Consider the following 12,677-nt stretch of genomic DNA (forward strand, 5'->3'; position numbering starts at 1 on the left):
CCTCTCCCTGCGTCTGGAGCGGGCCTGCGCCAACGCCGCCGATCTCGCCGAGCGGCTCGGCACCCACCCGCGCGTCTCGCGGGTGCGCTACCCCGGCTGGGGGGCCGTCGTCTCCGTGGAGGTCTCCGGCGGCGGGGACGGCGCCGCAGCAGCCGAGGCCCTCACTGCCGGCACCCGCATCTGGTCGCCGTCGACGAGCCTGGGCGGCGTCGAGTCGCAGCTCGAGCGCCGCCGCCGCCAGCCGGGCGAACCCGAGGCCGTGCCGGTCAACCTCGTGCGGCTGTCCGTCGGCGTCGAGGACGTCGACGACCTGTGGGCCGACCTGCGGCAGGCCCTCGACGCGCTCGACTGACCCTGCGAGACGGTCCCTGAGGCGGCGGCGAGCGGGGTTACTCCGTCTCGTGCTTGCGGGCGCGGGAGAGCAGCACCTGGACCATGTCCTGGGGCGAGACGCCCTCGTGCACCACGCGGTTGACCTGCTCGGTGATCGGCACGTCGACGCCGTGTGCCCGTGCGAGGTCGAGGATCGAGGCGCAGGACTTCACGCCCTCGGCCGTCTGCTTGGTCTGCTCCGCGACCTCCGCGACCGACATGCCCTCGCCGAGCTTGACGCCGAAGGAGTGGTTGCGCGACAGCGGCGACATGCACGTGGCGATGAGGTCACCGACGCCCGCGAGCCCGGACATCGTGCGCGGGTCGGCGCCGAGCGCCATCGCCAGCCGGGTCGTCTCGGCGAGGCCGCGGGTGATGATCGTCGCCTTGGTGTTGTCACCGAAGCCCAGCCCCGAGGCCATGCCGACGGCGAGCGCGATGACATTCTTGACCGCACCGCCGAGCTCCGCACCGACGACATCAGCCGAGGTGTAGGGCCGGAAGAAGGAGGTCGAGCACGCCGCTGCCACCGTGTCGGCCACGTCGAGGTCCGGGCAGGCGACGACGCTGGCCGCCGGCTGCCGCTGCACGATCTCCTTGGCGAGGTTGGGTCCGCTCACGACGGCGATGCGATCGACGGGGACACCCGCGACCTCGTGGATGACCTCGCTCATCCGCTTGGTCGTCCCGAGCTCGATCCCCTTCATCAGGGACACGACGATCTTGCCGTCGAGCAACGGCCCCCAGGCGTCGAGGTTGGCCCTCAGGGACTGCGACGGCACCGAGAGGATGACGATCTCCGCTCCGTCGGCCACCTCGGCCGGGTTGGTCGACGCGCTGATGCTCGACGGCAGCTGCACACCCGGGAGGTAGTCCTCGTTGACGCCGGAGTTGAGCTGGGCGACCAGCTCCGGACGACGTCCCCACACGCGGACGTCGTTGCCGCCGTGTCCGAGGATCGTCGCGAAGGCGGTGCCCCAGCTCCCCGCGCCGAAGACTGCGATATGGCTCATTGATCGTCTCCTGATCGGTAGTTGCCCGTGACCGGAAGCCCGTGGTCCCGGGGGTCGAATCGCTCGACCGGAGCGCGCTGACCACGCAGCTCCTCGAGCTCGTGGGTGATGGCGGCCATGATGCGGTCGGTCGCGGTGGCGACGTCTGCGGTGGCCTGCTGGTCAGGCAGGTCCGCCAGCACGACCGGCGGTCCGAAGCGCACCCGGATGAGGGTGCGGTGTCGTGAGAGTCGCAGCCGCTTGGAGTAGCGCGGCAGCAGGTCCTGCGGGCCCCACTGGGCCACAGGGATGACGGGTGCGCCGGACTGCAGCGCCAGGCGCGCCGCTCCCGTCTTGCCGCGCATGGGCCACAGGTCCGGGTCGCGGGTGAGTGAGCCCTCCGGGTAGATCACGACGCACTCGCCCGCATCGAGCGCACGGACCGCATCGGCCAATGCCTCGCCCGCGCGACCGGTCTCCCGGTCGACCCGTACCTGCTTGGCATGACGCAGCACCCAGCCGACCACGGGGGTCTCGAAGAGGTCGCTCTTGACGAGGTAGACCGGGCTGTGGCCGCGGTTGTACAGGACATGCGCCCACGGGAAGGGGTCGATGTACGACAGGTGGTTGGGGGTGAGGATGAAGCCGCTGTCCGTGGGGACGTGCTCGACACCGGTGACCTCGTAGCGCGCCACGGCACGCATCCCCGCACGCAGAATCCCGGCAGCCACGCGGTACATGACCGGCGTGTGGGTGCGGTGGACGACCATGTCACCTCTTCTGCGCTCGCCGATGGGTGGGTCACTCGACCCCGGCGACCTCTGTGGGCCCTCACACTAGGCCACGGATACGCTCGACCCCGTGCAAGCGACCGTCTTCTCCCACGCTCCGGACAGTGCCACCGTCGTCGTCACCGACGAGGGTCTGCGACTCGAGGCCGGACCAGAGGTCTTCGCGGCCAGCGGGCTGCGGTTCGTGCGCCCCGGCCAGCGGGTGAGCATCACCGTCGAGGACGACGTGGTCACCCGCCTGTGGATCGTCGGCATCGGCGACGGGGAGACGATCGGCTGACGCCGAGACGGTTGCTGCCCAACGTCCTCGGTGAGCGTTCATCGGCATGACGAGGGGCCGGTGACCGTGTGGTCACCGGCCCCTCGTCGTGATGCTCAGTTGCCGGGGGCGGCCTTCTTGGCCGTCGACTTCTTCGCCGGGGTGGCCTTCTTGGTGGTGGTGGCCTTCTTGGCCGGCGTGGCCTTCTTCGTCGTGGCCTTGGTGGCCGTCGACTTCTTCGCCGGGGTGGCCTTCTTGGCCGAGGCCTTCTTGGCCGAGGCCTTCTTGGCCGGGGTGGCCTTCTTCGCCGGCGCCGACTTCGTGGCCGTCGACTTCTTGGCCGCCGACTTCTTCGCCGGAGCGGCCTGCTTGGTGGAGGACGCCTTCTTGGCCGGAGTCTCCTTCTTCGCCGTCGTCGACGACTTCTTCGACTTGCGGCCCGGGATGGCCCCCTCGGCGATGCCGATCGCCGTCCCGGCAACCGAGGTCACGGTGCCTGCTGCGGCACGTGCTGCGGCGGGAGCGGCCTTGGGCAGCGACCGCGGGTCCGCGACATAGCCCTTGAAGCTCGTGCCCGCCTTGAAGCGCGGCACCGAGGTCTTCTTGATCTTGACGACCTCACCCGTGCGTGGGTTGCGGCCGGTGCGGGCGGCTCGGGCCGCCTTCTCGAAGGTGCCGAATCCCGTGATGGCGACGCGGCCCCCTTTGGCGACCTCGCGGACGATCGTGTCGAGCACGACCTCCAGCGCTTCCTGGGCGGCCTTGCGGCTACCGAGCCTCTCCTCGAGAGCCTTGACGAGTTCTGCCTTGTTCACGGTCACTCCCGTAGCGGTACGGCGCCGGTCATCCTCCGGCAAGGACAGCCGAGTCGTACACCCGACCTGATCCGACGGTAGGGGTGCGGAGAGCACCCGTGTGTGATTTGGGCCTCCTCATTTCTTTGCGCCGCAACCACATTCGCCCGCCCCCGCCCGATCCAGACCGCAGTCCCATGACGAGATCCGTTGCGCGCCAAGGCTTTTGGTGCGAGCCAACGCGACCGACCGCCCACCGCATGACGAAGGGGGCGCCGCAGCGCCCCCTTCGTCCTCACCCGATCTCGAGCCGACCCGTCGCGATCACGCCGAGTGCGTGACCGGCTTCCAGCTCGGACGCGTGGTCTCGAAGTCGGTGACGTCCTGCTCGTGACGCATCGTCAGACCGATGTCGTCCAGACCCTCGAGGAGGCGCCAGCGGGTGTAGTCGTCGACGACGAAGGCGCAGACGATGTCACCGGCGATGATCGTCTTGGCCGTGAGGTCGACGGTGATCTCGCCACCGGGGGTGTTGTCCAGGTACTTCCACAGCAGCTCGACATCGTCCTGGCTGACCTGCGCGGCGAGCAGACCCTGCTTGCCGGAGTTGCCGCGGAAGATGTCGGCGAAGCGCGAGGAGATGACGACCTTGAAGCCGTAGTCCTTGAGCGCCCAGACGGCGTGCTCGCGGGAGGACCCGGTGCCGAAGTCGGGACCGACGACGAGGACCGAGCCGTCCCGGTAGGCGGGCTGGTTCAGGACGAAGGTCTCGTCACCCCGCCAGGCCGCGAAGAGGCCGTCCTCGAAGCCGGTGCGCGAGACCCGCTTGAGGTAGACCGCCGGGATGATCTGGTCGGTGTCGACATTGCTGCGGCGCAGCGGGACACCGGTACCGGTGTGGGTGGTGAAGGCTTCCATGACTGCTCCTCAGACCGTCTCGAGATCGGCGGGGCTCGACAGCGTGCCGCGCACCGCAGTGGCGGCAGCGACGAGCGGGCTGACCAGGTGGGTGCGTCCGCCCTTGCCCTGACGGCCCTCGAAGTTGCGGTTGCTCGTCGACGCCGAGCGCTCCCCCGGCGCGAGCGTGTCGGGGTTCATGCCCAGACACATCGAGCAGCCGGGCAGGCGCCACTCGGCACCGGCAGCGGTGAAGACCTGGTCCAGTCCCTCGGCCTCCGCCTGCAGGCGCACGCGGGCCGAGCCGGGGACGACGAGCATGCGCACGGACTCGGCGACCTGCCGGCCCTTGATGACCTCGGCGACGGCGCGCAGGTCCTCGATGCGGCCGTTGGTGCACGAACCGACGAAGACCGTGTCGACCGCGACCTCGCGCAGCGGGGTGCCGGCCGTCAGACCCATGTACTCCAGCGCCTTTGTGGCAGTGGCGCGCTCGTTTTCGTCCGCCATCGCCTCGGGGTCCGGGACGGCGTCGCCGAGCGGCGAGCCCTGGGCGGGGTTGGTGCCCCACGTGACGAAGGGGGTGAGCGTCGAGGCGTCGATGTCGACCTCGGCGTCGAAGACGGCGTCGTCGTCCGAGCGGAGCGTGCGCCAGTGCTCGACGGCCGCGTCCCAGTCCGCGCCGGACGGGGCGTGGTCGCGTCCCTTGAGGTACTCGAAGGTCGTGTCGTCGGGGGCGATCATGCCCGCGCGGGCGCCGGCCTCGATCGACATGTTGCACACGGTCATGCGCGCTTCCATCGACAGCGCCTCGATGGCCTCGCCGCGGTACTCCAGGACATAGCCCTGGCCGCCCCCGGTGCCGATCTTGGCGATGACCGCAAGGATGACGTCCTTGGCGGTGACGCCGGGCTGCAGCTGACCGGTCACATTGATCGCCATGGTCTTGAAGGGGTTGAGCGAGAGCGTCTGCGTGGCGAGCACGTGCTCGACCTCGCTCGTGCCGATACCGAAGGCGAGCGCACCGAAGGCGCCGTGGGTGCTCGTGTGGCTGTCGCCGCAGACGACGGTCATGCCCGGCTGGGTCAGACCCAGCTGCGGACCGACGACGTGCACGATCCCCTGATCGGCGTCACCCATCGGGTAGAGCCGCACGCCGAACTCCGCGCAGTTGTCCCGCAGGGTCTCGACCTGGATCTTGCTCACCGGGTCGGTGATCGGCCCGGGCGTCGTCGGGACATTGTGGTCCTCGGTCGCGAGAGTGAGGTCGGGCCGGCGAACCTGGCGGCCGGCGATGCGCAGCCCCTCGAAGGCCTGCGGACTCGTCACCTCGTGGAGGAGGTGCAGGTCGATGTACAGGAGGTCAGGCTCCCCGTCGACGTGTCGGACGACGTGCTCGCCCCAGACCTTTTCGGCCAGCGTTCCAGCCATGTCTCTCTTCCCATCTGCGTGGTGCCACGATGAGGGCACGGTGTGTCACCGATGACATTTCCACGTCCGTCACCGCCCCGATCTTGCGTCTCACGACATGAGATGTCAGTATCAGTCCATGGACAACGGTAGTGGAGTTGGCGTTCTGGACAAGGCCGCCATCGTGTTGGGTGCCCTCGAAGCAGGCCCCTCGACCCTCGCGCAGCTCGTCGCGGCGACCGGTCTGGCGCGCCCGACGGCGCACCGCCTGGCCGTCGCGCTCGAGCACCATCGGCTCGTGGCTCGGGACATGCAGGGACGCTTCGTCCTCGGGCCACGCCTGGGCGAGCTCGCCGCATCAGCCGGCGAGGACAAGCTGCTCGTCGCCGCCAACCCCGTGCTCGGCGCGCTGCGTGACCACACCAACGAGTCCGCCCAGCTCTTCCGCCGCCAGGGCGAGCACCGCGTCTGCGTCTCCGCAGCCGAGCGCCCCGTGGGCCTGCGCGACTCGATCCCCGTCGGCGCGACGATGACCATGCACGCAGGGTCGGCCGCCCAGATCCTCCTGGCCTGGGAGGAGCCCGACCGCCTCCACCGCGGCCTGCAGGAGGCCGCCTTCACCGCAACCATGCTCTCGGGCGTGCGCCGCCGCGGGTGGGCCCAGAGCGTCGGCGAGCGGGAGGCCGGCGTGGCATCCGTCTCCGCACCGGTCCGCTCCCCCAGCGGCCGCGTCATCGCGGCTGTGTCCATCTCGGGGCCCATCGAGCGCCTCTCGCGCCAGCCCGGCCGCCTGCACGCTGCGACGGTCATCGCCGGTGCCAACAAGCTGACCGAGGTCCTGGCCAAGCACGCCAAGGCCGCGGAGGCCGCCGACCGCGACACCGAGTAGCGAAGGGTCCCCGCTGGGTGGAGGTAAACGCGCTGATGATTCGTCGGCGCGTACACCTCCACCGGCGAAGGGGGACACGACAAGGGCCCCCGTTCCGAAGAACGGGGGCCTTTGCTCGATGTAGCCCCGACGGGATTCGAACCCGCGCTACCGCCGTGAGAGGGCGGCGTGCTAGGCCGCTACACAACGGGGCCATCTGCACTTCCCAGACCGGCGAACCGGCTGGGCAACGGAGGAAACCTTACCCGGAGGAAGGCCTCATTCCGAAATCGAGTGGCAAACCACTCGATGCGCTGGGGTACCAGGACTCGAACCTAGAACAACTGAACCAGAATCAGCCGTGTTGCCAATTACACCATACCCCAAGGGGGTATCACGGCCCCTTCGGAGCGAACTCCGCGCGGGCTGTGAACCGAGTGATGATGCTACCCGTCATCACTCGCGACCCCAAATCGTTGCTCAGGCCAGCGACGCGCGCAGCGATCGCAGCCGTGCCAGCGTCGAGGGCTGGCCCAGGATCTCCATCGACTCGAAGAGCGGCGGGCTGATCCGCGCGCCAGACACCGCGGTGCGCAGGGGGCCGAAGGCCAGCTTGGGCTTGATGCCCAGGCCCTCGACGATCGCAGCGCGCAGCGCCGCCTCGATCTGCTCGGCGCGCCACTCGTTGCCGTCGCGACTCTCCTGCGAGAGCACACCCGGCGGCACGTGCAGGCCCTCGAGGGTGGCGATCGCCGCGTCGAGCACCTCGCCCGCGTTGTCCTTCAGGCCCGCTCGCGCGTCCTCGTCGATCTGCAGCGCCGCGTCCTGCGTGTAGAAGGGCCGGACCATCGCCGAGGCCTCGGTGAGCAGCGAGATGCGTGTCTGGATGAGCTCGGCGACCGACTTCAGTCGGGCCAGCTCCCCCAGCGAGGGGTTGTCACCGAGCACGCCGTCGGCCTGCAGGTAGGGAATCAGTCGCGAGGTGAAGTCCTCGAGCTCCAGGCCGCGGATCCACGCACCGTTGAGCCACTCGAGCTTCTTCAGGTCGAAGATCGGCCCGACGGTGTTGACCTTGCTCCACGCGAAGTCGCGGCTGAACTCCTCGACGGTGAACTTCTCGACGTCCTCGCCGCTCTCCCCCTTCGCCGGCGGGTAGGCCAGCAGGCCGAGGAAGTTGACGACCGCCTCGGGCAGGTAACCCTGCTCCTTGAACCACGTGAGGCGCGCCTCGGGGTTCTTGCGCTTGGAGATCTTGGACTTGTTCTGGTTGCGCAGCAGGGGCATGTGCGCAAACTGCGGCGCCTGCAGTCCCAGCCACTGGTAGAGCAGGACGTGCTTGGGCGTGGAGGAGATCCACTCCTCGCCGCGCACGACGTGGGTGATCCCCATCTCGTGGTCGTCGACCACGACGGCCATGTGGTAGGTCGGGAACCCGTCGGCCTTGAGGATCACCTGGTCGTCGGGACGCGGCGCGGAGACGGTGCCGCGGATGACGTCCTCGAAGGTCGTCGGCGCGTCGTCGGGCACGAGCATCCGCACGACCGGGGTCTCGTTGTAGCCCTCGAGTTGGGCCCGCTCCTCCTGCGTCTTGCCCACGCAGAGGCGGTCATACCCGGTGGGCAGCTTGAGCTTCTGCTGCTTCTCGCGCATCGCCGTCAGGCGCTCGGTGGAGCACCAGCAGTAGTAGGCGTGTCCGTCCTCGATGAGCTTGTCGACGTAGGGCCGGTAGGTGTCCAGCCGCTCGCTCTGCCGGTACGGCGCGTAGGGGCCACCGACGTCCGGGCCCTCGTCCCAGGTCAGCCCGAGCCACCCGAGGGTGTCGTAGAGCTGCTGCTCGCTCGTCTCGTTGAACCGCGCCCGGTCGGTGTCCTCGATGCGCAGGATGAAGGACCCACCCTGCTGCCGCGCGAAGGCGAGGTTGAACAGGGCCATGTAGGCGGTGCCGACGTGCGGGTCACCGGTGGGTGACGGCGCGACGCGCAGGCGGGGGGCGGAGGCGGGTGCGGGGTCTGCGGAGGGGCTGCTCATGATGCCTCGATGCTATCGCTCACCCTTCCACCAGCAGGACCCCTCTGCGATGCTGCATCGATGGCCACCCCACTCGTCACCGTCGAGACCACCGACACCGTCACGACCATCACCATCGAGCAGCCCCAGACCCGCAATGCGCTGTCGTTGCCCGTCATGGAGGTCGTCATCGACGCCCTCGAGGAGGTGGCTCGACGCACCGACGTCCACGCGGTCGTCCTCGCGACGGCCGGGCACGTCTTCTCGTCGGGCCACAACCTCGCCGAGATCCAGGCCGCCGACCTGCAGGAGCAGCAGCGGATCTTCTCGGTCTGCTCGCGGATGATGCTGCTGGTCCAGCAGATCCCCCAGCCGGTCATCGCCCGGGTCCAGGGCGTCGCCACCGCGGCCGGGTGCCAGCTCGTGGCGTCCTGCGACCTGGCCGTCGCCGCCGCGTCCGCTCGCTTCGCCACCCCGGGCGTGCGCATCGGGCTCTTCTGCTCCACCCCGATGGTGGCGCTCTCCCGCGCAGTCCCCCGCAAGCAGGCCATGCGGATGCTGCTCACCGGCGAGATGGTCCCGGCCGACCGGGCACTCGCGATGGGTCTGGTCTCGGACGTCGTCTCGGACGAGGACCTGGTCGCCGCGACAGCCGAGCTGGCGCGCACCGTCGCGAGCGCGTCCTCGGCGACGGTGGCCATCGGCAAGCGCGCCTTCTACGACCAGATCGACCTGCCCATCGAGGCGGCCTACGAGCAGATGACCCAGGTCATGGTCGACAACTCCTTCACGCCCGACGCACGGGAGGGCATCGGGGCCTTCCTCGACAAGCGCGAGCCCCAGTGGCAGCACCGGCAGTGAGTTGACCGGGACCCGTCAGGTGCGGGACTCGCCTTCGCCGTCAGGCCGAGCGCGGGGCGTACATGATCACGGCGACGCCGACGAGGCAGAGCAGAGCGCCGGTGACGTCGAAGCGGTCCGGCCGGAAGCCGTCGACGGCCATGCCCCACAGCAGCGAACCGGCGACGAAGATCCCACCGTAGGCCGCGAGGATGCGACCGAAGTTGGCGTCGGCCTGCAGCGTCGCGACCGCGCCATAGAGCCCAAGCGCGATGACGCCAGCACCGATCCACAACCAGCCACGGTGCTCACGGATGCCCTGCCACACCAGCCACGCCCCACCGATCTCGAGCAGCGCCGCGAGGACGAAGAGCGGGACCGACCGGGCCACGTCCACGACTACTCGGCGTTGACGAAGGGGTTGGACAGCGTGCCGATCGCGTCGATCTCGATGTCGACGCGCTGGCCGGCGACGACCGGCCCGACACCTGCCGGTGTCCCGGTGAGGATGACATCACCGGGCAGCAGGGTGAAGGCCCGGGAGCAGTGGCTGATGAGGTGCGCGACGCCGTGGACCATGTCGGAGCTGTGGCCGTCCTGGACGACCTCGCCGTCGCGACGGGTGACGATCGAGACGTCCTGCGGGTCGAGGTCGGTCTCGATCCAGGGGCCGAGCGGGCAGAAGGTGTCCATGCCCTTGGCCCGCGCCCACTGGCCGTCGCCGCGCTGCAGGTCGCGCGCGGAGACGTCGTTGGCGATCGTGTAGCCGAAGATGACCTTCTTGGCCTCCTCCGGCTCGATGTCCTTGCACATCCGGCCGATGATGACCGCGAGCTCGCCCTCGTAGTGGACCTCGGAGGTCAGCTTGGTCGGGATGACGACCGGGTCGCCGGGCCCGACGACGGCGGTGTTGGGGATGAGGAACATCATCGGCTCGTCGGGGACGTCGTTGCCCATCTCGGCGGCGTGGTCGGCGTAGTTGCGGCCGATGCCGATCACCTTGCTGCGCGGGATGACGGGGGCCAGCAGGCGCACCTCGTCGACCGTCGTGACCTTGCCGGTCAGCTCGATGCGTTGGTAGAACGGGTCCCCGCTCACCTCGGCGATCTTCTTGCCGTCTGCGTCGACGAGCCCGTAGACAGGGTCGTCACCTTCGGTATATCTCGCGATGCGCACGAACCCCACACTAGGCGACTGCCTACCCTGTCTGCGATGCCCTCCACGACCCTGACCCGCGACGAGTGGCTGAGGCGTGCCCGCGCCCACGAGGACGCGGTCGACGAGCTGACCACCGGACACCTCGACCGGCGCTCGCGCGGCGAGCGGCACCCGGTCGAGGACTTCCTCTTCGAGTACTACTCCCATCGCCCCTCCCACCTGCGGCGGTGGCACCCCGGCCCCGGTGTCGTGCTGCAGGACGCGGCCGACCGGTACGCCGGGCGATCCGGCTACGTCGTCGACGAGGCGGGATCGGCTCGCCTGGACGTGGCCGACTTCGTGGGGCGAAGGGGGCGGACCGTCACCTTTGTCAGGGAGCTGCTCACGGCGACCCTGTCGCGGCCGGGAACCCACGACTGCTTCGGCCTGCACGAGTGGGCGATGGTCTACGGCCTGCAACCGGGCGAGCAGCGGCACGAGCAGCTCCCCCTTCGTCTCGACCAGGCACGGACCGACGCGGTCGTGGAGTCGCACCGGATCAAGTGCAGCCATGCCGACGCCTACCGCTTCTTCACACCGACAGCGGTGGGGCTCAACACCCTTCGCCCGAACCGCGACGACCAGGTGGAGCGCGAGCAGCCGGCGTGCCTGCACGCGGGGATGGACACCTACAAGTGGGCCTTCAAGCTCGCTCCGGCGGTGCCGTCGCAGATCACCCTGGACGCCTTCCGGCACGCGCTGCGCATCCGCAGGCTCGACATGCAGGCCTCGCCCTACGACGTCTCGGGCTTCGACCTCGACCCCGTCGCGATCGAGACGAGCGAGGGCAAGGCGGAGTACGTCGCCCGCCAGCGGGAGCTGATGGTGACGTCCAACTCCCTTCGCCGGCGGCTGCTCGAGGTGACCGACTCGCTCCTGCCCGGCTGACGCAGGGCGATGCCACGCTGGAGGCATGGACACGCCCCTGCAGACCCAGTCCCGTCGCTTCTACGACGGTGGGCCGGACGGGGGCCAGCCCGACCCGACCTCGCCCCCGCTCATCGTCCTCGAGCGCACGCTCGACATGGACGTCGACGAGTTCCGGATGAGGCGTCGCCTCGGCTACCGCGACCGAGAGCTCGGGCAGCTGCTCGTGCCGGTCGACATGACGACCTTCTCCACCGACCTGACGTCGGTCCCCTCGATCTTCCTGTGGCTGGTCCCCCGGCTTGGCCGGCACCTACCCGCGGCACTGCTCCACGACGGCCTCGTGCGCGGGTCCTTCACCGCCGCGCCCGGGGTGACGATCGACCGCGAGCGCGCCGACCTGGTCTTCCGAGCAGCCATGGCAGACACCGGGACCGGGCTCATCCGTCGGTGGCTGATGTGGACCGCCGTGACGCTGGGGACGATCTTCCAGGACCGCAGCACCATGTGGTCGGCGGCGCAGCGACTGCGCTGGCGCGCGACTGCGGTTGCGACGATCGCGATCGTCGTCGGGCTCGGTGTCCTAGCGACGCTCGACCTCTTCGACGTGCCGATACCGGTCATCGGTGGCGTGCCGTGGATGGGTGACCGGCCGTGGTGGGTCGAGCTGATCAGCGGCGCTCTCGGCGCGGTTGTCATCCCGCTGGCGCTCGGCCTGCTCTGGGGGCGGCTGCGCGCCGCGGGGATGATCCTCGGCGTCGCCCTTGCCCTGCTGCTGCACGTCACCGCGGCAGTCGTCGTGCTCACTGGCGTCTACCAATGTGCCGAGCGGGTGGTGACCCGCACCGCAACCGACGGAACCTGACGCGGACGACGAAGGAGGGTCGGCGCGCATCAAACCGAAGTCGGGCACGACAACCGTCGCCGACGGGACAACGAAGGACTTCGGCGCGCGCCGACCCTTCGTCGTCGGCCGCGCCCACGAGTCGACCCAGCGCTACCGTCGCTGGCCCAGCACCAGCAGGCCGAGGTGCAGCTCGAGCCGGTCACGGCCGCGGGAGAGGTCGAGGCCGGTGAGCGCCTCGATCCGACGCAGGCGGGCGTAGACGCTCTGCCGGTGCAGGTCGAGTCGCAGCGAGGTGGCTGCCATCGAGCCGGCCTCGTCGAGATAGACGGCGGCGGTCTCGACGAGCTCCGGTGCGGCAGCGAGCAGCTCGGCGACTGCCGGGGTGCGCACCGCCTCGAGCAGCTCATCACCGGCCGCGCCGCCGAGGAGGCGCTCGATGCCGAGCGAGGACCACGGGTGGACCCGCGCGGCTGCGGGAGGTCCCGCGACGTCGGGTGACGTCGGACGCATGACCCGAAGGGCGGCGCGCGCCTGCC

Annotated in this window: 15 protein-coding genes and 2 tRNA genes; 6 read left to right on the plus strand and 11 right to left on the minus strand. The window is 69.8% G+C overall.

All coding sequences use genetic code 11. From position 1 onward, the window contains the following. On the plus strand, positions 1-352 hold a 352-nt coding region (locus JLI01S_RS15335; RefSeq protein ID WP_174521330.1), incomplete at its 5' end, for a PLP-dependent transferase. A gap of 37 nt (positions 353-389) precedes the next feature. Here the strand turns inward: JLI01S_RS15335 and JLI01S_RS15340 are convergent. Together JLI01S_RS15340 and JLI01S_RS15345 are read right to left on the minus strand one after the other, a co-directional pair. Then, on the minus strand, positions 390-1,385 hold the full coding sequence (locus JLI01S_RS15340) for an NAD(P)H-dependent glycerol-3-phosphate dehydrogenase (protein ID WP_068266232.1): 996 nt from the start codon (positions 1,383-1,385) through the stop codon (positions 390-392). Further along, positions 1,382-2,134: a lysophospholipid acyltransferase family protein gene (locus JLI01S_RS15345; protein WP_068266234.1), complete on the minus strand. Its 753-nt coding sequence runs from the start codon at positions 2,132-2,134 to the stop codon at positions 1,382-1,384. Before JLI01S_RS15345 ends, JLI01S_RS15340 begins: the two co-directional genes overlap by 4 nt. 91 nt (positions 2,135-2,225) lie before the next feature. Here JLI01S_RS15345 and JLI01S_RS15350 point away from each other — a divergent pair, with 91 nt between their 5' ends. Continuing rightward, positions 2,226-2,435: a hypothetical protein gene (locus JLI01S_RS15350; RefSeq protein WP_068266236.1), complete on the plus strand. Its 210-nt coding sequence runs from the start codon at positions 2,226-2,228 to the stop codon at positions 2,433-2,435. A 95-nt stretch (positions 2,436-2,530) separates the two neighbouring features. Here the strand turns inward: JLI01S_RS15350 and JLI01S_RS15355 are convergent, their stop codons facing one another. The 3 genes from JLI01S_RS15355 to leuC all read right to left on the minus strand — a co-directional run bounded on the left by JLI01S_RS15355 (position 2,531) and on the right by leuC (position 5,536). Next, positions 2,531-3,229: an HU family DNA-binding protein gene (locus JLI01S_RS15355; protein ID WP_068266262.1), complete on the minus strand. Its 699-nt coding sequence runs from the start codon at positions 3,227-3,229 to the stop codon at positions 2,531-2,533. Between the two features lie 303 nt (positions 3,230-3,532). Beyond that, positions 3,533-4,126 (minus strand): 3-isopropylmalate dehydratase small subunit, encoded by a 594-nt coding sequence (gene leuD / locus JLI01S_RS15360; protein WP_068266238.1) that lies wholly within the window; start codon positions 4,124-4,126, stop codon positions 3,533-3,535. Between the two features lie 9 nt (positions 4,127-4,135). Further along, complete coding sequence (gene leuC / locus JLI01S_RS15365; protein ID WP_068266243.1) at positions 4,136-5,536, minus strand: 3-isopropylmalate dehydratase large subunit; 1,401 nt, start codon at positions 5,534-5,536, stop codon at positions 4,136-4,138. 118 nt (positions 5,537-5,654) lie between these two features. On the opposite strand from leuC, the gene JLI01S_RS15370 reads away from it, so the two are divergent. Further along, on the plus strand, positions 5,655-6,404 hold the full coding sequence (locus JLI01S_RS15370) for an IclR family transcriptional regulator (protein ID WP_068266245.1): 750 nt from the start codon (positions 5,655-5,657) through the stop codon (positions 6,402-6,404). A 121-nt stretch (positions 6,405-6,525) separates the two neighbouring features. Here JLI01S_RS15370 and JLI01S_RS15375 read toward each other — a convergent pair. The 3 genes from JLI01S_RS15375 to gltX form a co-directional block, all read right to left on the minus strand. Beyond that, a tRNA-Glu gene (locus tag JLI01S_RS15375) sits at positions 6,526-6,598 on the minus strand. A 99-nt stretch (positions 6,599-6,697) separates the two neighbouring features. Further along, positions 6,698-6,769, minus strand: a tRNA-Gln gene (locus tag JLI01S_RS15380). A 94-nt stretch (positions 6,770-6,863) separates the two neighbouring features. Then, the gene (gltX, locus tag JLI01S_RS15385; RefSeq protein ID WP_068266249.1) at positions 6,864-8,411 is read right to left on the minus strand and encodes a glutamate--tRNA ligase; all 1,548 of its coding nucleotides are present in this window, start codon (positions 8,409-8,411) and stop codon (positions 6,864-6,866) included. A gap of 60 nt (positions 8,412-8,471) precedes the next feature. On the opposite strand from gltX, the gene JLI01S_RS15390 reads away from it, so the two are divergent. Next, a complete protein-coding gene (locus tag JLI01S_RS15390; protein ID WP_068266251.1) occupies positions 8,472-9,251 on the plus strand; it encodes an enoyl-CoA hydratase in 780 nt (259 codons plus the stop codon). Positions 9,252-9,291: 40 nt separating this feature from the next. On the opposite strand, the gene JLI01S_RS15395 is transcribed toward JLI01S_RS15390, so the two are convergent. After that, complete coding sequence (locus tag JLI01S_RS15395) at positions 9,292-9,627, minus strand: YnfA family protein (protein WP_068266255.1); 336 nt, start codon at positions 9,625-9,627, stop codon at positions 9,292-9,294. Between the two features lie 2 nt (positions 9,628-9,629). Further along, entirely contained in the window at positions 9,630-10,406 is a 777-nt protein-coding gene (locus JLI01S_RS15400) for a fumarylacetoacetate hydrolase family protein (RefSeq protein WP_068266264.1), read from the minus strand. A 36-nt stretch (positions 10,407-10,442) separates the two neighbouring features. Here JLI01S_RS15400 and JLI01S_RS15405 point away from each other — a divergent pair, with 36 nt between their 5' ends. Together JLI01S_RS15405 and JLI01S_RS15410 are read left to right on the plus strand one after the other, a co-directional pair. Continuing rightward, on the plus strand, positions 10,443-11,315 hold the full coding sequence (locus JLI01S_RS15405) for a 3-methyladenine DNA glycosylase (RefSeq protein ID WP_068266257.1): 873 nt from the start codon (positions 10,443-10,445) through the stop codon (positions 11,313-11,315). 25 nt (positions 11,316-11,340) lie between these two features. Then, the gene (locus JLI01S_RS15410) at positions 11,341-12,159 is read left to right on the plus strand and encodes a DUF1353 domain-containing protein (RefSeq protein WP_068266258.1); all 819 of its coding nucleotides are present in this window, start codon (positions 11,341-11,343) and stop codon (positions 12,157-12,159) included. Between the two features lie 132 nt (positions 12,160-12,291). Here the strand turns inward: JLI01S_RS15410 and JLI01S_RS15415 are convergent. Continuing rightward, a partial coding sequence (locus JLI01S_RS15415) for a PucR family transcriptional regulator (RefSeq protein ID WP_218005530.1) occupies positions 12,292-12,677 on the minus strand: 386 nt, incomplete at its 5' end.

Source organism: Janibacter limosus NBRC 16128, assembly GCF_001570985.1.
Lineage (GTDB): Bacteria > Actinomycetota > Actinomycetes > Actinomycetales > Dermatophilaceae > Janibacter > Janibacter limosus.